A 20,553-nucleotide genomic window follows, 5' to 3' on the forward strand; every position below is an offset into this window, starting at 1 on the left:
GGGATATTCGGATAGAGAGGAAGAGGTAGCATGCTGGCAAAAAGAATCATCCCCTGTCTGGACGTGAAGGACGGCCGGGTCGTCAAAGGCGTCAACTTCGTTAATCTCCGCGATGCGGGTGATCCGGTAGAGCTGGCGGCACTATATGACCGCGAGGGCGCGGACGAATTGGTGTTTCTCGATATCTCCGCTTCGGTAGAAGGTCGCGAAACGATGGAAGAAGTCGTGCGGCAGACGGCGGGCGAGATCGCTATTCCCTTTACGGTAGGTGGTGGCATCTCCAAGGTAGAGGACATGAAGCGGATTCTCCGTGCAGGAGCGGATAAAATTGCAGTGAATACAGCCGCGGTACTTAATCCGCAGTTGATTGCAGATGGTGCACGTCGCTTTGGCTCGCAGTGTATCGTGGTAGCGATCGATGCCAAGTATAACGAAGCTTGGGGCGAGTGGGAAGTCTATACCCATGGTGGACGGAAACCCTCCGGGATCAAGGCGCTGGAATGGGTTAAACAGGCTGAGAGCTTGGGCGCGGGGGAGATTCTGCTCACAAGTATGGACGCGGACGGAACAAAAGACGGCTTTGATCTGAAGCTGACGGCAGCGGTATCCGAATCTGTGCGTATTCCAGTCATCGCATCGGGCGGTGCGGGCAAGGAATCTCATTTCTATGATGTATTTACCACAGGCAAAGCGGACGCAGGGCTGGCCGCAACGATTTTCCATTACAAAGAAATCGCCGTACCGGCGTTAAAACAACATTTGAGAGAACAAGGGGTGGAGATCCGTGACTAAAGTGAGCGATGAAATCAAGGAACAGTTATCCTTGGAACAGGTTGTGGAACACATTCGTTGGAGTGAAGGTTTGGTTCCTGCCATTGTGCAGGATGTAGATACCCGTGAAGTTTTAATGATGGCTTATATGAATCGCGAATCCCTGAAGTTGTCGCTGGAATCCGGTGAGACCTGGTTCTGGTCACGCTCGCGTCAGGAGTTGTGGCATAAAGGAGCAACATCTGGCAACGTGCAGACGATTACTTCCCTAAAATATGATTGTGACGGCGATACCTTGTTGGTTGAGGTGAAACCGAACGGTCCGGCTTGCCATACAGGGGCGGTAACTTGTTTCCATAATGAAATCATTGGTTTGCCAGAGAAATCGGCAGACAAGGCTTCGGATGAAGCGAGTGCGGCATCTGCTTCTACAAATTCCGGTTCCGAAAGTCGCTTTGAGGTATTGGCTGAACTGGAATCCGTTATTGCAGAGCGTGAACGTGAGCGTCCTGAGGGTGCATATACAACGTATCTGTTTGATAAAGGTGTAGACAAAATACTGAAAAAAATCGGTGAAGAAGCATCCGAGACGATCATCGCCGCCAAAAATAAAGATAATGACGAGCTTCGTCTGGAAGTCAGTGACCTGATGTATCACCTGCTCGTCCTGTTACAAGAACGCAAGCTGCCGCTGGACGACATTATGTCAGAGCTGAGCCGCCGTCATGAACGGCCTCGCCGCGATTAGGAGGCGAGTTTCGTGCGTATAGACTATCATACACACCATGAGCGGTGTGGACATGCCGTGGGCAAACTGGAAGAGTACGTGCAGCGTGGTGTGGAGATCGGACTATCCCAAATTGGATTGTCCGATCACATGCCATTGTTGCATGTCGATCCGGCTCAATATTATCCGGAAATGGCGATGCCTATGGATGAACTGCCGCGTTATGTAGAGGAGTGTTTCTCCCTGAAAGAACGTTACCGTGGTCAGATTGACGTACGTGTTGGTCTGGAAGGTGACTATATTGAAGGCTGGGAAACAGAGATTCGTGCAATCATTGAGCGTTATCCATGGGATTATGTGATTGGCTCTGTGCATTTTCTTGGGGAATGGGACATTACGGATTTCCGCCAGACCCATCACTGGGAGGGCAAAGACATCCTTGAAGTATATCGTCAGTACTACGATGCCGTAAGCAAGGCAGCCGCCACGGGCATGTACGATATTATGGGCCATACGGATGTCATTAAACGGTTTGGCTATGTTCCTTCAACGGAGCAGACAGAAGAACGTATCTCACTGGAGAACGCAGCGCTGCAGGCTATTGCCAAAAGTGGTTGCGCCATGGAGCTGAATGCTTCCGGGATATCGAAGCCTTGTGCCGAGATGTTCCCTAGTCGCAGAATGCTGACAGAAGCCATTCGCTTGGGTATTCCATTAACCATGGGCTCTGATGCACATGACCCACTGAAGCTGGGCGATTATTTGCCTGAAGCTGAAGCACTTTTACATGAGTTGGGCTGTACGGAAGTCGCTGTTTTTGAAGGCCGTCATCGCTCGTTCATTCCTTTAAATGTATAAGCCATTGGAGTATAATGAGGGTAGGAAATAACCTTTTAGAGGTAGTTCAAAAATTCCGCCTTTGATTACGAAGGATGCCTAATGGCATCTTCAGCATCGAAGCTGGAATTCAGCCGAAATGTCCGTTGCTCACGTAGTTTTGCCTACGCTCCGCTACTCCATTTCTAGCTTTATCCCATCTTCTCGGTACTGAAAACCGGTCTTTTTGAACACTCGCTTTTAGATAAGGGATTATATAGGGACTTCAACCCTCGGGAGGGCATTATGCAGCATTCGTTACGTATTTTTTCCGGTTCATCGAACCCTAAGCTGGCAGAACAGGTATGTGACAAGCTGGGTGTACAACTGGGCAAGATCAAGCTGTCCAGGTTCAAGAGCGGAGAAATATACGTTCATTATGAAGAAACGATCCGTAATTGTGATGTGTTTCTGGTACAGTCGTTGTCTCATCCGATCAATGAGCTGTTTGTCGAGTTGCTTGTGATGATTGATGCCGCAAAGAGGGCTTCAGCGCGCACTGTGAACATCATTGTTCCGTATTACGGCTATGCTCGTCAAGAGCGCAAATCCGCACCACGGGAACCGATCTCGGCCAAGATGGTAGCAGATGTATTAACTACGGCTGGCGCCAATCGAGTGGTAACGATCGACCTGCACGCAGCGGCCATTCAGGGATTCTTCAACATTCCGGTTGACCATATGACATCACTGGATCTGATTAGTGATTATCTGTTAAGCAAAGGAATCGAGAATCCTGTTGTCGTCTCCCCGGATGCGGGACGAGCATCGATGGCAGAGAAGCTGGCGAACCGTCTGGATTCTCCATTTGCCATTATGATCAAGAAACGTCCAAGCCATAATGAATCGGTGATTACCCATGTCATTGGTGATGTAGAAGGACGGACACCTATTATTATTGAGGATCTGATCGACACTGGAACAACCATTCTGAATGTCGTGGAAGGGTTGAAGGAACGTGGCTCCAAAAATGTATATGTATGTGCAACACACGGATTGTTCTCGGATGGTGCAGTAAGTAAATTGAATCACCCGTCAATTGAAGAGGTGGTCGTTACGGACTCGATCGCACTGCCAGATGACCACCCTGAATGCTTCAAAGTGTTACCTGTTGCGCCAATGCTGGCCCGCGCCGTACGCATTATTGTGGATGGTGGCTCCATGGCCACATTGTTTAAGGATTCTGGTATTTAGAGCATCGAAGATATAACGGTGTGCTGCCAGATGAACTGTTCCGTGTCTGAGTTGTTGTCTGCTCAGCACGGTTTTTTTGTTTTGGCTCTTTGAATTCAATTCTTGCTTTGCTGCTCAGAGGCTTGTGCTATAATAACATAAAATCAGTTATGATAGCGTTATCATATAGTATTCAGCCCCTAAGGTGAGATGGATGCTGAACAGTAGAACCACGGCTGAGAACATTGGCATCGTGGAGTGAGGAGTGGGGTCTATTGTCTCGTAATTGGTACTACCGGTTATTGTTCTCGTACTTCCCAATTTTTTTTCTTACGGTGACCATACTCATTTTTATCGCGTTTGTTTTCATCAATGACATCTCTAAAGAGGAAACAAAAAAAGCAGACCGGATTTCCTCCAGTTATATGATAGACACGGTGGATCGCACAATCAGGGATATTGAACTATCCATCCTGGAAACGGTACAGAGTCAGCAGGCATACAAACTCTATTTTAATAACACAAACCTGACCAGCTCGGACACGGTGTATGAAATTGCGCAGAATTTACGTGAGCTATCCAATTCGTCCTCATGGATTCAGTCCATCTATCTATATGACAAGCGTAATAAACATGTTCTGACCGTAAGTGGTTCCAGAGAAGTGGAAGGTTTCTCGGATAAGGCATGGATTGATCAGATGGGTAACGGGTCTATCGGTTCAGGCTGGCAGCCGGTCCGGGAATTCGATGCGGACTCTGTTCAACGTACCCCTATTCGCGTATTAACCGTGAACAAGGACATGCCTTTGCCTTTTGGCTCTCAGGGCACATTGGTCATTAATATCAAGATGAGCAGCATTGAACAGAGTGTAGATAGTATGGTTAATGGTCAGCTCTCATTCCTGACGATTACGGATCGGGACGGTAAGGTTGTGTATAATGCACATTCGGACCAAGAGGGCTCGATAGATGGTCAGGAACTGAATAGGCTAGCGCTAGAAAGACTAGGCTGGACAATATCCAGTGGAATTAAGGCCGGCAACTTATTTGGCTGGGTATCGGTCATATCTTATGTATGGGTAATCATTGCTATTGTGACAGTCATCTGTGCGATTGTATATATCGTGTACATTACTCGCCGTAACTATAAACCCATTCAGATCATCATGAACCGGATTGAGTCTCATCAGATTCGGGCGTTCGAACACTCAGGTGCTCGCACGGATGAGATGAAGATGATTGACGGTGTGCTTGAGAATCTGATTAATCATATGATGGATTATGACAAGAAAAGCAGGGAAAATGTACTTATGCAGCGCAGCAAGTTGTTCAATGCCCTGTTGCATGGTGAACACATGGAAAATGCAGCAGAGCAATTAAAAGAGCTTTCTCCATTGAATGACGTGCATGACTCGTCGCGTTTTGTCGTTGTTGTTGGAGAGATTAACCGTTATGAGAAGGGATTTCAGGAGAGGTACACGAGAGGTGAACAAAATACGCTGAAATTTGCCTTGATGAACGTTTTGCAAGAGCTGTCACGTAATACGGGAGTCCAATGCTGGACGGAATGGATTAGTGTGGATCGAATTGCAATCCTTTTTGTGTTCAAAGAACAGAATGATATCAACATGGATATGTCTGGGCAGATTCGTGTTGTAGCTGAGGAATGCAAATCTTGGGTAGAACAAAATCTACGCATTTCCTTAAGCTTTGGCATTGGACCTATCGCTCAGGGAATCGGTACAATACGAGATTCCTATGCGGCCGCAGAAGCGGTAATGCAACGTAAACTGTTGATGAATGGAGATGTCGGCCAAGCCGACTGCGGTGAAACACAGCATCCTTTGCTGGATACCTATACCTATCTGCAGATGATTGCGGACTTTGTTAAGCGGTTCCGGATGTCGAGTGGGCAGTGGCGGGAACAGTTGGAGGAGATCTTTACAGCGTTTGAACAGAACAAACTGCCGGATGATGAGATTCGTTCTCTGATTCAGGCCATGTTACAGATGCTCAGCCGAGAGGTGGCCATGATGTCGGAAGGACTCCAGGAAGAGCTGTCCGAAGAAAACATCAACAGATGGTTGAGTGCTGTAGAAGAGGCAGAGACGCTTGCGGATGTGGAAAGTCTTTTGTTTGATGGTCTGACGGACTTGTTCAGAACGTATGTAGCGGTAACGGAAACCAAGAGCTACAAAGCCATGGTTAACGAAATGAAAAATTATATCGAAGAACAGTTTGCGAATCCTGATCTTTCATTGAAACATCTGAGCGATCGATTCCAGATTACGGGCAAACATGCGAGTTATTTGTTCAAGACAGAATTCAACATGAAGTTTGTTGATTTTGTTACAGAGCTTCGCATGAAGGAGACGGAGCAGCTTCTGCTCAATACCGATTACTCTTTGCAGGATATTGCTCTAAAGGTTGGGTATGCAAATGGAATTACGTTGGGACGTGTATTTAAGCGGGTAACGGGCATTACACCAGGAGATTATCGTCGTTTGAAACGTGAACATCGAGAACCCGAAGAGTAATGCAAAAGTGATCCTATTCTGAGATCTGTACATCAGGATAACACAGGGTGAATTTCATGCAGTCACTTTCCACTTAGGAGAGAGGCTTGCAGAGGTTCGCCCTGTTTTCGTTGTACAATACTCTGCTGCCCGAGATCGATGTAACTGTTTTCGCAGGATAACAAGCTAATATTCCTGTTTTTTTTCCGTTTACGAATATAGGCAGTGTGTGAAAATGGTTTATCCGACTTGGGACAGGCAGTTCTGATCCTTGAGGCGAAGAGTGCCGTCAAAGCCTAGAGCAGCGCAGCTTTGGGAAAAGAATCAGTCTGCGAAAATAGGCTTAACATATAAACCATAATCCGTTTGTAAGCGCTTCCGAAAGAGGTTTATTGCAGGATGACGGAAAAATGTGAAATACTCTGGGCAAGCTTTAAACATTCACGCAAAGCCAAAGGGGATGACAAAATGAGAAGCAAAGCAACCAAAGGGAGTCTAAAGAAATGGATGGGTTTGGCGCTTACGATGGTAATGGGCGTTTCTTTACTTGCGGGATGCTCATCAGCATCAGAAGAATCAGCTGAAGGCGGAACATCAGGCAATGGCGAGCGCGTTACCTTAAAGGTGGAGATTTTTGACCGTGGTAACAGTCCTTCACCGTACACAATTACGAACAACTATCTATCTAAAATGATTCAGGAGAAGTTCGGTGATCCCAACAATATTGATGTACAGTTTGTACCCGTTCAGCGTTCTGAGGAAGTTACCAAGCTGAACGTCCTGATGGCTAGCAATACGGATGTCCCTGATATTGTCTTTGTTTATGACTCAAGCGTGTTTTATCGGTATGCCCAGCAGGGTGGTTTGACTGATGTTGGAGAGTTGATTGATCAGCACGGTCCGAACCTGAAGAAGTTCCTGGGTGAAGATACTTTGAAGTTTGGGCAAGTGGAAGGACAACAGTTTGCTGTTCCGGGTAAACGTGCTATCACAGGCCGATACAGTTCTTACATTCGTCAGGATTGGCTCGATAAGCTGGGATTGCCAGCGCCGAAGACCACGGATGAATTATATACAACTTTGAAAGCGTTCAAGGATAAAGATCCTGGTGGACTCGGAAGCAAAAACATCCCAATGGGTATGGCTCTTGCACCAGCTCAATTCGAAACGCTCATCTACTCATTCATCAAGCCAGTTAGTGGCGATCTGACTTATGGTCAAAGGTATGAATTGCCGCTGCATGAAGGATTCAAAGAATCGATGCAGTTCCTGAACAAACTGTACAACGAAGGTCTGATCAGCAAAGACTTCAGTTTGGATGAAGACAAAACGCAATTAGGGAAAGACATTCAAAACGGTAACGTAGGTTACTGGTCTGAAGATGTGGATGCCATGTTCTACGGAGATGGCACACTGGATAACTTGCATAAAAATGTGAGTGGCAGTGAAGTGTTGCCGGTTGATGTATACACCAATCCAAATGCAGACAACAAACACATCAAGTCACGCTACGGAACAAATGGTATGTACATTATGATTCCGAAGAGCAGCAAACGTTCTGTCGAAGCGATCAAATATCTCGACTGGATGGCATCTGACAACAATCTGATTGATATCTACAGTGGTGTGGAAGGCGAGAACTATGATTTGGTAGACGGCATTCCAGTAGTGAAAGAGGATGCATCCCAGGAAGCGCAGGATCGTCTGTTTAACGCAGGGGATACAGCCATTATCTCGAACGGTAAAAACATTGGTGATCAAGCGACGAATGAAAAGGCATGGATTATGGGCTTCCCGCAAAATAATCAGGAGATGCTGAAACAATCCATTGATATTGCTAACACCGATACGGTAGGACCAATCATTTTCGACAAACCGATTGAAGCAGAGATGAAGTACAGCACAGCTCTCAAAGACAAATTAAATGTCATTATCGTAAAAACAGCGATGGCTAAGCCAGCAGAATTCGATGCGGTATATGAAAAAGAAATGGCTGATTTCATGTCTCTGGGTGGTACTGAACTGAAAAAAGAACTTGAAGAAGCAGTTCAGGCACTTCCTGCAAATTAAGTAGCTCCACATTTCAATCTCCAAGACAGATACCCATACTACGGCTTAACTAGAAAGGAACGTGTGCCGCCGGACTGGCGGCACAGCCGTTTCCTTGTTGATAGGAGGAAACCGACTTGACCACCACATACTTGAAGAGGTATTGGCAATTATACGCTCTGATTTCACTGCCCATTATCTACTTTTTAATCTTTCGTTATGGACCGATGTACGGTGTACAGATCGCCTTTAAGGACTTTAACCTGTTTCAGGGAATCAGCGGCAGTGAGTGGATCGGTTTTGATGCTTTTCGCGAAGTATTTGGAATGCGGGACTTCTACACGACATTGCGCAACACCTTTATGCTGAATTTTCTTGATCTGGTCGTTTCATTTCCAGCTCCTATTATTCTGGCGATCATGCTTTATGAAGTTCGATTCAAATGGTTCAAAAAAATCTCACAAACGATATTGTACATTCCTCACTTTATCTCATGGGTAATCATCGGGGGAATTGTGTACCAATTGTTCGGTAATCAATCCGGTATGGTTAACGGTGTACTGGAGAGCATGGGCTTAAATTCGATACCATTTTTGACAGAAAAAAATCCATGGCTTGTGACGTATCTCTTCACAGGTGTCTGGCAAAGTGCAGGATGGGGAACCATTCTATATCTGGCCGCATTAACCGGCGTCAACAAGGAATTGTTTGAAGCAGCTGAGATCGATGGAGCATCGCGGCTGAAGAGAATCTGGCATATTACATTGCCAAGTATTAAACCAACCATCGTGACCTTGCTTATTCTCAATCTTGGACATATGGTCAGCATCGGTTTTGATCGGCCTTATATCATTGGTAATACGGCCGTGCGTGAATATTCCGATGTACTCAGTACCTTTGTATACAGAGTTGGTCTTGAATCAGGACAATACACGCTGGCAACTGTCGTTGGACTGTTCCAGGCAGTGGTGGGACTCATATTCGTGCTAGGATCTAACTATATTTCGAAGAAAGCAACCGGTGAAGGTATTTTGTAGGTTGTGGATGAACGGAAGAGACGCCAATCGGCTTGTTTGTATAGACCATCAGTAAAGGAGCTGTGCGCATATGAGTGAACGCACCTCAAACCGGATTTTTGATATCGTTAATATCTCCTTTATCACCTTGTTTGTTATATTCTGCCTGGCTCCATTTCTGCACACGATCGCGATCTCATTCAGTTCTAACCGTGCGATTACGTCAGGAGAAGTGACCATATTCCCGAAAGAATTCAATTGGGATGCGTATATTCAGGTGTTCTCTGATCAGTCGATGATCTATTCACTGGGTTACACGACAGTTCTGACCATTGCTACTACTGTGCTGTGCATGGTGTTCACACTGGCAGCGGCTTACCCGTTAACCAAGAAAAAATTAAAAGGGCGCAAGCTCTTCATGTATGTCATCATCATTACGATGTTCTTCAGTGGCGGGATCATTCCTGAGTACTTGCTCATTCGTGACTTGAACTTGCTTAATTCCGTGTGGGCACTGATTCTGCCGGGACTGGTCAGTCCGTTTAACCTGATTATCCTGATTTCTTTCTTCAGAGGTATTCCTGAAAGTCTGGAAGAATCCGCTGAGATTGACGGCAGTTCCCATGTACACACGCTATTCAAAATTATATTGCCACTATCCATGCCTGTACTGGCTACATTAGCTCTTTTCTATGCGGTTGGACGCTGGAATGGGTTCCAGGATTCCCTGATGTATATTAATGATCCGAAGCTGTACCCGCTTCAATTGAAGTTATTCCAAATGGTACAGAACAATATGGTCAGCGAGCTTACCCAAATGGAGGGTGCTAACCGTACGCCATTGACTCCCGAGAGTCTCAAGGCCGCAACCGTTATTTTTGCAACCGTTCCGATTCTACTCGTCTATCCGTGGCTGCAAAAGTATTTTGTCAGTGGTGCGATGCTTGGCGCGGTAAAAGGTTGAGTTAAGGCTGATGTAAAAAGATTAGCCAGAGGGAGGAGAAGGAAAACAGATGCAGCACATATACAAGGGCGAATACTCATTCTCGACATGTTGGAACATCAGGAAACATCCCATAGGGGAAGATATGATTCGGGAGATTGCGGATCTCGGCTTTCGTCGGGTGGAGCTCAATTATAATGTGACGAAGGAGATGCTCACGACGATTGAGCCGATGATTGAGCGTGGAGAAATCGGAATTTCTAGTGTCCACAACACCTTTCCACATGACCCTGATCCAGACTACGGTACGGATTCCATCTTGCTCGGCTTCGAAGATGAAGTGAAACGTAAACGGGCGATCGAATTGCTGGTAGAGTCGGCTGAATATGCCCAACGTTATGGTGGAGAAGCAGTTGTTGTACACCCGGGAGAGGTACCTTTTCCTGAGGATATCAGCAAAGACCTTGGAAAGATCTATAACGAGGAAGGTCTGGACTCACCGAAGTATCGCAGTAAATGGGCTGAATTGATGGAGCGGCGGGAAGCCCTCAGTTCAGGGTATGTGGAGAAAATTATCGCCAGTCTGGATGAGGTATGCAATCGGGCGGCAGCTAAAGGTCTGGATGTTCGTTTTGGCATCGAGACAAGATCGCGACCACAACAGATTCCTACCCTTGCCGAAGCCAAGACTATCATCACAGCTCTCAAAGGGGCTCCGGTTGGTATCTGGTACGATACAGGTCATGCCATCATGATGGACCGAATGGGCCTTTATGACAGTGTGGGAGAAATGCAAGGCCTGATGGATGATATCGTAGGGGTCCATATCCATGAGACACTTGGTCTCTCGGATCACTGGTGCCCGTATGTACACAGTAAGGATATGAACTTCTATGATGCCTATCTGCCGATGATTCGTCGCGCACAGGTGAAGGTGTATGAGTTGAAGTCTGCCTGTAAGGCAGAAGAGATTCATGAGAGTCATGACTTGCTAATGAAGAAGCTTGGAGTGACAGAGTAGGCGCGGTGAAGTGGGGAACAGTTTGCATGTTCACAGCCTGTGTTCAACGACTGTTTCCTCAGTGACGGAGACACATGAGTATTTAGTAAAACAAGCACAGATTTTCTGGCGACTTTTGTAGAAATATGATATATACTGACGAGAAAAATGAACTCACCTACGGGCGGTATGAGTAGGCTTCCGGTCTGAATTGAAGGCACTGAAGCAACATACTCCGCACATCGGGAGAATGCATTGGTATGGAGGGGACTGCACATGTACAAACAACTGGTGGACAGTAATGACAGAGCGGTAGAAAGAGGCATATCCCGGCAGATGCTTGACCCGGAAAGCCGTTACTATGGAGGGACAATTGATCCCTTCACAGGTGTTGCCTGGGTCAACCATACGACTGGAACGCCCACGGATATGTGTTACTGGGGAGCTGCGCTCTCCAATCCGGACTCTATCTATTACCGGGATGAATCGTTGTTAAATCGACTGCTGTTAGCTACGGAATTTGTACTCCGTTTCCAGCATGAAGACGGTTCAATATCGCCTGGCTGGACCAATTACCATTCCCCTCCGGATACTGCATTTGTCGTTGTAGGGTATTCACAGTTGTATCAGCTTCTTCAGCAGCAAGAATGGGAGCCGCTTCAACCTGTATTGAACAATATGAGGCTGTTTCTGGAACGTACAATCCCAACCATGCTTACAGGAGGTTGTCATACGCCCAATCATCGCTGGGTGCTATGCGCGGCGCTTGGTTTCCTGCATGAAATATTTGATCTGGAGGAAGCTGTGCAGCGCGCAGAGCAGTGGATGGATGAAGGCATGGATATTACACCCGATGGGGAGTGGACAGAACGGAGCAATGGGATATACAGCGCAGTTAGCGACATCATGTTAATTCATGCTGCGCGCCTGCTCAATCGTCCTGAATTGCTGGAACCAGTGAGGCTCAATCTCCGCATGATGGTGTATCTGGTCCATCCTACGGGTGAAATTGTTACGGATTATTCAGGGCGACAGGATCTGGGCAGTGTTCATGATCTGTCACCTTATTATCTGCCTTATGCCATTTTGGCCCGGCTCGACGGTGATCCACTTTTTGCCGGTATGGCAGCGTGGGCGGGAGATACATTAACAGATCCGGGAGTATGTTCGGTGAATACGCTCATTCGATTAATGCTTGAGCCGGAGCTTCAACAGACCAATGACACACGTGATGCATTACCGGAACAGTATGAGGTCATGCTGAATGAACATTTTGTACGGGGCGAATATTTGGAGCAGATGGACGCAGTAGGGCATCACGGACGGATCTCGCACAGTCGGATGCATATGGATTTTGGTGCTCCAGTAGCCCGAATTCGGGATGGCGCTACAAGTGTGACTGTGATGACAGAAGTTCCTTCTTTCTTCGCTCTTCGTCATGGCAAGGTGCGCCTGCTGGCTGTGCAACTGGCCTCGTACTTTAATCCAGGGTATGTACCTATGCAGCAAATGACGAGACTGTCCGAAGGGTATCGACTAACTGGTGAGCAGAAAAAAGGTTACTACGGCCCAATCCCTGCGAACCTGCTGCCAGAATCGGCTAAATCAGCCATCAGTCCATGGTACTTGTTACCTCATCAGAGTCGTCAGCTTACTCATGAGCAGACCTTCCGTGTAGGAGCAGAATTACAGCCAACGGAAAACGGATGGAACATGCATCTATCTGGACAGGAACCGGAAGACATTATGATGCAGTTGTCCTTTGTATTCGGAAGCGAAGGTGAACTGACCTGTGAGGACGCAATTGAAACGAGTGAGGGTCATTATTTGTGGAAAGGCGGTACATTACGCTATACCTGCGGAGAAGACTGGCTGGAGATCACCGGAGGCGAGCTGGGGCATCTGGCGGCAACGGTACGTGAGGCAAAACTGCCGGACAAGTGTAAGGTTGTGCTGGTCAATTTCATGACGCCGTTTGATAAAACCATTCATATTTCACTTTCACCATCGATGGCGTCGAAGATCTAGATTTATTAGATATTTAAGCCATAACAGTTAGAAGACCGAGCCCAAATGCTTGGTCTTCTTTTTTTACGAATGACGAATGACTGCAATTAACGTTCTAAAATGATATTTCCCACTGTCGAGCTCAGTCCAGTAATATATGAACTAGTATCATTTCAGTTGCTCTAACGCAGTTTCGATTGGTTTAGTGAACAGAGGATTATCTTTGGTTTTGCTCCAGTAAACGATAAGAACATTTCCTTTCTCATATAGAATTGGGAATGTTGTAAATTGGGCGCCTTCCATGTGTTTATTGAATTCTTTTGTCCCGTTGATGCGATCCTTTTCAGAATTGAAAATATAAAAATGTATAAATTCAGGGTTATATGGTTCTTCTTCCACGGGCACTTCAACGGAGTACACCTCAGGTACAACATCATCTAATTTCAAAGGATACCCGGTTATACCAAAGGACACTAAATCCAGTTCTTGAGACTCGAGCGCTCTCAGTACATTCTCTAATGTGAACTTATTTTCTATGTTGTCTATATCTTTTGAACATCCATTCAAAGCAAACAAGCAGATTAAGATGAATATAAGTGGTTTTATCTTTGAGATCCTCAATATAACATCCCCTTAAAATATTTATTTTTTATTACATACGCGAAAAAGAGGCTGACCGTCAGAGCTAATATACGTTGTTTGATTTTTAATGGAGATAAACCACTAAAAAGGACAATAAGGATAATAATACCATATACTACACTCGTATTATTATAACCGGACCGAATCCAGTTAGATGCCGCGTAACCGACAAGAATAGACTAATGCAATACTGCAAAGAGAGCCTATGGTAAGTGAGTGTAGGAGTCTCTAGGTAAACATGGTTTTCCTTTGAATAAACAACGCTCCAAGGTGATAGGTTTCCGCAAAATGGAATACCATCTTCTTTTGCATTTTTTTCATAAACGACATGAAACTACATATTGAGAAGTGGGCCTTAAGATGTGGTATACTGAAGAGTATGAATGAAATGCAAAGAGGAGGTGCCTTGGAAGATGAAGGGCAAGCTAGTGCGGGCTGAGGGACACCTTGCCAATATTATACCGATTCACTTGGATGCTTCTTTCTTCTTTGAAAGAGCTGTCCGCTCGCTGGACCGTAATCATGTCGACAAGGCATTAAAATATTTTCGCAAAGCTGTTGAATACGAACCGGAAAATCCGGTAAATCATTGTAATATGGCGGGTATATTATCGGAGAAGGGGGATTACGAAGCCTCCAATGCCATTCTGGCTAACGTGCTGGAAGTGGTAGATCCGTCGATGACGGAATGTTATTTTTATATGGCGAACAATTATGCAAATATGGATCGGTTTGAGGAAGCCGAGCAAGCACTTGTTACCTATCTGGAGGAGGACACTCAAGGTCAGTTCATGACGGAAGCCGAAGAGATGATGGAGCTTCTGTATTATGAGCTGGATCGTCCGACTAAACTGAATCGAATCAAATCACGCAAAGGTGTAGTGGAGCACGATCAGGCACGGGAACTGCTGGAAGAAGGAAAATTTGCACAGGCTGCTGAATTGCTTGAAGGCATGTCTTCTGATTATCCTGATTACTTGGCTGCCCGTAACAATCTGGCACTCGCCTACTATTATATGGGTCTGTTTCCCAAAGCAAAAGAGACCATTGCCGAAGTGCTTGAACAGGAACCAGGTAATCTGCATGCACTCTGTAATTTGGCCATTTTCCATCAAAATGAGAACCGGGCTGATCAAGTGCTGCTTCTGATCAAAAAATTGCGGGTCATCGTGCCCTTCCAGCACGAACAAGTCTACAAACTGGCGACAACGATGGGAATTCTGGGCCAACACGATACGGCTTATGTTCACTTCCGGCGTTTGCTCAAGGACGAAGAGACAGCTGCTGATCCGGCACTTGCTCACTATGCAGCCGTGGCGGCTTATAATACAGAACGTTATGATGCTGCTGAGCGTTTATGGCATCATGTGTCCAAGCTTGATCCGGGTTCCGAAGTATCCCGGTACTATCTGTCAGGTCTTGAGGCTGTTAAACAAGGCGAGCAAGAGCCAGAGAAGCTGAGTTATCACTATCATCTGCCATTTGACGAGCAGTTCAGACAGTGGGAGAACTATGGTAGTGGCATACCTGAAGAAATGAAGAATGATCCACTGATTCGCTCATCTTTCTTCTGGGCATTGCGTCATGGTGATCGGGCAACCAAGCTACAGGTTATTCATGCGCTTGGGATGATCGGTGACTATGAGGTGCAGCAGGCTCTGCAATCCTTTATTGAAGAGACTGGAGAAGAAAAGGATCTGCTTGAGGCAGCACAAACTGTACTGAACGGATTGAAATCGGCTGAACATGAGGATCGGAATTCTCAGGTGGTTCGACCCTTTTCTCCTGTAGCCTTGAAGTCCATTGGGAAGGTTCCATCCACATCAGAGCAATCGGACACTGGATCAACTTCCCATTGGCAGGCTGTTGTTGATCGTGCGTTACAGATGTCTGAAGCAAAGGCTGAGTTGCAGCACGAGATGGAACGGCTCTGGACGGATTATGTATCCCGGGTACATCCGGAAGTTCCGGGTACGAAGCAGATTGAGGGTTGGGCTGCAGGACTTGAATATTTGGCAGCGAAGAATCACAGTCGGCCCGTTACCTATCAAAGCATTGCTGAGCGGTATGGGATATCGGCATCAACGGTTAGCAAGTATGCTAAACAGATTCATTCGGTTTGTAACAGCAAGCCACCACTAGTATAGAAAGTTCGCTTTAACTCGTTTTCAGAAAGACATCATCAGGTGAAGGATACAACAACCGGGAAAACGGGTAAACTTAACGAATGGGCTTCGTAAACGCCTGAAGGATATCATCTTGGCAAGTTCATCGCTAGTACAACACATTCTCACCTTAATTAAGGAGGCTGTATCTATATGTCTAAATACAGAACGATTGTGATCGGAACGGGACCTGCGGGTCTGACAGCAGCGATATATCTGGCTCGTGCTAATCTGAAACCACTGGTTATCGAAGGTCTTCAGCCGGGTGGTCAATTGACGACGACAACGGAAGTTGAGAATTTCCCCGGTTTCCCGCAAGGTATCATGGGTCCGGAACTGATGGACAACATGCGTAAGCAAGCTGAACGTTTTGGAGCGGAATTCAAAAACGGTTGGGTGGAAGAGGTTGATTTCAGCAAACCGCCCTTCAAGGTCAAAGTTGGAGGAATCGGTGAACTGGAAGCTGAATCGATCATTATCTCCACAGGTGCTTCCGCTCGTTATCTCGGTATTCCGGGTGAGCAGGAAAATGTGGGACGTGGTGTAAGTACATGCGCGACATGTGACGGTTTCTTCTTCCGTGGCAAAAAAATCGTGGTTGTGGGCGGTGGAGACTCCGCGATGGAGGAAGCGAGTTTCCTGACTCGTTTTGCAACAGACGTGACATTGGTTCACCGCCGGGATGAATTGCGTGCATCCAAGATTATGCAGGATCGGGCTCGCAGCAATGAAAAGGTGAAGTGGGCGCTGAACCGTACTCCACTCGAAGTCGTACCAGAAGCTTTGGGTGTCAAAGGGCTGAAAGTGCGCAACAACGAGACGGGGCAGGAAGAGTTGCTTGAAGCAGATGGCGTATTCGTTGCCATTGGTCACACACCGAATACCGGATTCCTGGGTAATGCGATCGCACTGGACGAACATGGCTATGTTGTCGTTAAACCGGGAACAACGGAGACCAATATTCCAGGTGTATTTGCCTGTGGTGATGTTCAGGATACGAAATATCGTCAAGCTATTACGGCTGCAGGATCAGGATGTATGGCCGCGATGGATTGTGAGAAGTTCCTTGAAGGAAGCATTGTCCATGATTGGAGCGAAACGTTGGATAAATAAGCATTACATGCGTGAGGTTAGGCATATGCTGGGAATAAGAGACAACGGGAAGTCTCATGAAATGAGAGAAGCCGGAAGGCTTCTCTTTTTTTGAAACTACAGTGGGCATGAGATCGTATACATATAGGGCATATTAGCTGTGAGGTGAAGATTTTGGGGGAAATGATAAAAGATTGGTTACAGAATGCGACAGTGAGACGATTTTTGATCCTGCTCTTGTTCTGTTTAATTTTGTTCAGTATGGGGAGTATGCTGCACATGATTCTGCTGTTGTTCCTGGTGACGTATGTCATGAACAGGTTACAGCATTTCATTACAGGTGGTTTGAATCGGTTGTTTCCAATCAATTATAAAGTTGTGGTCATCCTACTCTATATGATTGTGATCGCAGTCATTGTGCTTGGCATTTCCAGATATTCACCACGGATCGTGGATCAGGTTGTTCAGTTGACAAACGAGATTATGAAATTTCTGGATAGTGCAGACGGTGATAATTTTGCATCCAAAATTGCGGGTTATCTTCAATCATTCGATATTAAAAATTACACCAATGATGCATTGAAATATATTTTCGCTTTGAGCAAATGGCTGGAGTTTATTCTGCTCGTTATCATTCTGAGTCTGTTCTTCTTGTTGCAAAAGCAGGAGATATCCAAGTTCACGTCCAAGTTTAAAACAAGTAAAATCGGATGGTTCTACAATGAAGTTGCTTATCTGGGAGACAAATTCGTATCTTCTTTTGGTAAAGTCATTGAGGCGCAGCTTCTTATTGCGGTGTTTAATACAGTACTGACGATACTGGGCTTATGGATTCTGGGTTTCCCGTATCTGTTCGCTCTGACCATTCTGGTGTTCATGCTCAGTCTGGTTCCCGTTGCGGGGGTTATCATCTCACTTGTACCGCTCTGTCTGATTGGGTATCAGATGGGTGGACTGAAATTAAGCATTATTGTGATCATCATGATTATTGTTATTCATGCTTTGGAGACGTACTTCCTGAATCCAAAACTGATGGCACACAAGACCAAATTGCCAATGTTCTACACCTTTATCGTACTAATTCTGTCGCAACACTTCCTGGGGATCTGGGGACTGATCATTGGTATTCCGATTTTTGTCTTCCTGCTTGATATTCTGGATGTGAACAAGATGGAGAAGACAGAAGAGCCGGTACGTGTGGAAACGAAGTTATAACGTAGAAAAATCAACTGAGTCAGCCCAATTTCTACAATTTCAGATTTTCATAAAAGTAAGGGAGTCTTCCTGTGGATGGAAGGCTCTTTTTTTGTTGGCAATACCGTCATTAGATAGCTTTCTGCGTAAGAATGACAGGTGGCGGGGTGCATAAGACGAGTCACCACTCTGAGGGGGCGAAGATCATCTTTTATGAATGGAACGAGTGAAGATGCAATATCATGAGTTGAGGCTTCCTCTGTTATGGGGAGGAAGGAATAAAGCGTGCGTTTATAAATGAAGGTAATGAGGATGTATACGTATTCAAAAACGGTGCGTGATGTGGTTCACAACCCCGGCGGAGCAGGAGGTACTAGAGGTCTTCTCGTCTTGACCCAGGCGTATCCTTCAATTATAGTTGGTACGTAGGACTTAAACTATTTTAGATAGATAAAGGTGGCTTGCAGCATGTCTGAGAAAATCTACGTTGGGGTCGATCTCGGCGGAACAGCAATCAAGGTCGGTATATGCGATGAACAAGGTCAGCTAATGCATACGTATGAAGGACCGACTGAAGTGGATAAGGGCGTAGACACGGTCATCGCCAACATCGAGAAGTATGTCCGACATATCGTAGCCGAATCACCGTACAGTTGGGAACAGCTTGAGGGTGTAGGTGCTGGAGTGGCCGGTTTCACGAATGTACGCGAGGGAATTATCGTTCATGCCCCTAACATCGGATTTCGGAATGTGGCCATTCGTTCGATTCTGGAAGAACGTCTGGGCAAGCCAATCAAAATAGATAACGATGCAAACGTGGCTGCACTGGGTGAAGTCTGGGCAGGTGCCGGCAAAGGCGTAGACAACTGCGTATGTTATACACTCGGTACGGGTGTTGGCGGAGGTTTGATCCTGAATGGTAACATTTATCAGGGTTTCTCCGGTATGGCGGGAGAACTGGGTCATATCAGTGTTGTACCTGATCTGGAAGCCATCAAATGCGGTTGTGGTAAAATGGGATGTGTAGAAACAGTATCGTCTGCAACGGGTATTATCCGTATGGCAAAGGATGCCGTAGAGCGCGGGGATCATACGTCACTGGCACTCGTCGACAAGATTGCAGCCAAAGAAGTATTTGATGCTGCCAAGGCAGGCGATGAAGTGGCACAGCGCATTGTGAATCGTGCGGCCTTTTACCTGGGCAAGTCCATGGCTACTGTAGCAGCTGTCATTAACCCGGAGATGTTCATCATCGGTGGCGGCGTATCCAAAGCGGGCAATTTCTTGTTTGATGAAATCCGTACTGTGTTTGCTAAGCTGACGCCAGAACCGTTGCAAGATGGGGTTCAGATTCTGGAAGCTACACTTGGTAATAATGCAGGTATTGTGGGTGCAGCAGGTCTTCTCTTGCGTTCCTAGTATCCTCGTAACAATATATGAAGACAGCAATATGATAAGGAGGGGACATTTATGCTTGAAGGTGAAGGATCACCAGGCACAGGCGCCACGCTCATTATCATTACGGGCATGTCCGGAGCAGGTAAAACCATTGCAGTACAAAGCCTGGAGGATCTGGGTTTCTTCTGTGTGGATAATCTGCCGCCGGTATTGATTCCGAAATTTGCGGAACTAATTGAACAGTCAAACGGCAAGATTGGTAAGGTTGCATTGGTTATCGATCTGCGCGGGCGTGAATTCTTTACGGCTCTGTCCGAGTCTTTGAACTATATTAAAGATCATTTTACCATTCATTGCGAAATTTTATTCCTGGATGCTACAGATTCTGTACTTGTTCAGCGTTACAAAGAAAGCAGGCGCAGACATCCTTTGGCTCCTGAGGGCATGCCGCTGGACGGCATCCGACTGGAACGCAAGATGTTGGAGGAACTCAAAAACTCTGCGACTCAGGTACTGAATACAAGTACAATGAAGCCTGCTCAACTGAAAGAACGCATCATATCCCGTTTTTCTCATCTGGAAAGCCAAATGCTGTCGGTGAATATTACGTCGTTTGGATTCAAATATGGCATTCCGATTGATGCTGATCTGGTGTTTGATGTACGTTTTTTACCGAATCCGCATTATATTGAGCATCTGCGACCGAATACGGGACAGAATAGTGATGTGTACGAATATGTTATGAAATGGCCGGAGACACAGGCGTTTCTGACCAAGCTGCTGGATATGCTGCATTTCCTGATTCCGCAATACCGGAAGGAAGGCAAAAGCCAGGTTATTATTGGAATCGGCTGTACCGGAGGCAAGCATCGTTCGGTAGCAATATCGGAATATTTGGGCAAGATGTTGGGAAGCAGCGAGACAGAAGCTGTTACCGTGAGCCATCGCGACGCTGACCGGGACCGTCATTGAAGAGGGTGAAGG

At 46.2% G+C, this 20,553-nt stretch carries 16 protein-coding genes; 15 read left to right on the forward strand and 1 reads right to left on the reverse strand.

The annotated features are described in order from the left end of the window. The first annotated feature begins 30 nt into the window (after positions 1-30). From hisF to MHH92_RS00840, 10 genes are all read left to right on the forward strand, one after another. Complete coding sequence (gene hisF, locus MHH92_RS00795; protein ID WP_017691268.1) at positions 31-792, forward strand: imidazole glycerol phosphate synthase subunit HisF; 762 nt, start codon at positions 31-33, stop codon at positions 790-792. Then, the gene (gene hisIE / locus MHH92_RS00800; protein WP_282319737.1) at positions 785-1,519 is read left to right on the forward strand and encodes a bifunctional phosphoribosyl-AMP cyclohydrolase/phosphoribosyl-ATP diphosphatase HisIE; all 735 of its coding nucleotides are present in this window, start codon (positions 785-787) and stop codon (positions 1,517-1,519) included. The genes hisF and hisIE overlap by 8 nt, the downstream gene beginning before the upstream one ends. 12 nt (positions 1,520-1,531) lie before the next feature. Further along, complete coding sequence (hisJ, locus tag MHH92_RS00805) at positions 1,532-2,356, forward strand: histidinol-phosphatase HisJ (RefSeq protein WP_047841451.1); 825 nt, start codon at positions 1,532-1,534, stop codon at positions 2,354-2,356. Between the two features lie 264 nt (positions 2,357-2,620). Further along, the gene (locus MHH92_RS00810) at positions 2,621-3,568 is read left to right on the forward strand and encodes a ribose-phosphate diphosphokinase (RefSeq protein WP_036616184.1); all 948 of its coding nucleotides are present in this window, start codon (positions 2,621-2,623) and stop codon (positions 3,566-3,568) included. 254 nt (positions 3,569-3,822) lie between these two features. Further along, positions 3,823-6,084, forward strand: a complete 2,262-nt coding sequence (locus MHH92_RS00815) for a helix-turn-helix domain-containing protein (RefSeq protein ID WP_340901574.1) — start codon at positions 3,823-3,825, stop codon at positions 6,082-6,084. 447 nt (positions 6,085-6,531) lie between these two features. Further along, entirely contained in the window at positions 6,532-8,133 is a 1,602-nt protein-coding gene (locus MHH92_RS00820; protein ID WP_036674794.1) for an extracellular solute-binding protein, read from the forward strand. A gap of 116 nt (positions 8,134-8,249) precedes the next feature. Next, positions 8,250-9,149: an ABC transporter permease gene (locus MHH92_RS00825; RefSeq protein ID WP_036616191.1), complete on the forward strand. Its 900-nt coding sequence runs from the start codon at positions 8,250-8,252 to the stop codon at positions 9,147-9,149. A gap of 70 nt (positions 9,150-9,219) precedes the next feature. Continuing rightward, positions 9,220-10,092: a carbohydrate ABC transporter permease gene (locus MHH92_RS00830; protein WP_036616194.1), complete on the forward strand. Its 873-nt coding sequence runs from the start codon at positions 9,220-9,222 to the stop codon at positions 10,090-10,092. Positions 10,093-10,141: 49 nt separating this feature from the next. Then, positions 10,142-11,092 (forward strand): sugar phosphate isomerase/epimerase family protein, encoded by a 951-nt coding sequence (locus MHH92_RS00835; protein WP_340901575.1) that lies wholly within the window; start codon positions 10,142-10,144, stop codon positions 11,090-11,092. 255 nt (positions 11,093-11,347) lie between these two features. After that, positions 11,348-13,099 (forward strand): hypothetical protein, encoded by a 1,752-nt coding sequence (locus MHH92_RS00840; protein WP_340901576.1) that lies wholly within the window; start codon positions 11,348-11,350, stop codon positions 13,097-13,099. Between the two features lie 147 nt (positions 13,100-13,246). On the opposite strand, the gene MHH92_RS00845 is transcribed toward MHH92_RS00840, so the two are convergent. Beyond that, positions 13,247-13,699, reverse strand: a complete 453-nt coding sequence (locus MHH92_RS00845) for a hypothetical protein (protein WP_340901577.1) — start codon at positions 13,697-13,699, stop codon at positions 13,247-13,249. 434 nt (positions 13,700-14,133) lie between these two features. Between MHH92_RS00845 and MHH92_RS00850 the strand changes: the two genes are divergently transcribed. The 5 genes from MHH92_RS00850 (at position 14,134) to rapZ (ending at position 20,541) form a co-directional block, all read left to right on the forward strand. Continuing rightward, positions 14,134-15,867 carry a tetratricopeptide repeat protein gene (locus MHH92_RS00850; protein ID WP_340901578.1) on the forward strand — a complete coding sequence of 578 codons (1,734 nt, stop codon included), beginning with the start codon at positions 14,134-14,136 and terminating at the stop codon, positions 15,865-15,867. 171 nt (positions 15,868-16,038) lie between these two features. Continuing rightward, on the forward strand, positions 16,039-16,998 hold the full coding sequence (gene trxB / locus MHH92_RS00855) for a thioredoxin-disulfide reductase (protein WP_036674745.1): 960 nt from the start codon (positions 16,039-16,041) through the stop codon (positions 16,996-16,998). 162 nt (positions 16,999-17,160) lie between these two features. Continuing rightward, entirely contained in the window at positions 17,161-18,192 is a 1,032-nt protein-coding gene (locus MHH92_RS00860) for an AI-2E family transporter (RefSeq protein ID WP_036616412.1), read from the forward strand. 447 nt (positions 18,193-18,639) lie between these two features. After that, a complete protein-coding gene (locus MHH92_RS00865) occupies positions 18,640-19,590 on the forward strand; it encodes an ROK family glucokinase (protein WP_017691252.1) in 951 nt (316 codons plus the stop codon). Positions 19,591-19,641: 51 nt separating this feature from the next. Next, complete coding sequence (gene rapZ / locus MHH92_RS00870; RefSeq protein WP_047841457.1) at positions 19,642-20,541, forward strand: RNase adapter RapZ; 900 nt, start codon at positions 19,642-19,644, stop codon at positions 20,539-20,541. The last annotated feature ends 12 nt before the right edge of the window (positions 20,542-20,553 follow it).

Source organism: Paenibacillus sp. FSL M7-1414 (assembly GCF_038003195.1).
In the GTDB taxonomy this organism is placed as follows: Bacteria; Bacillota; Bacilli; order Paenibacillales; family Paenibacillaceae; genus Paenibacillus; species Paenibacillus amylolyticus.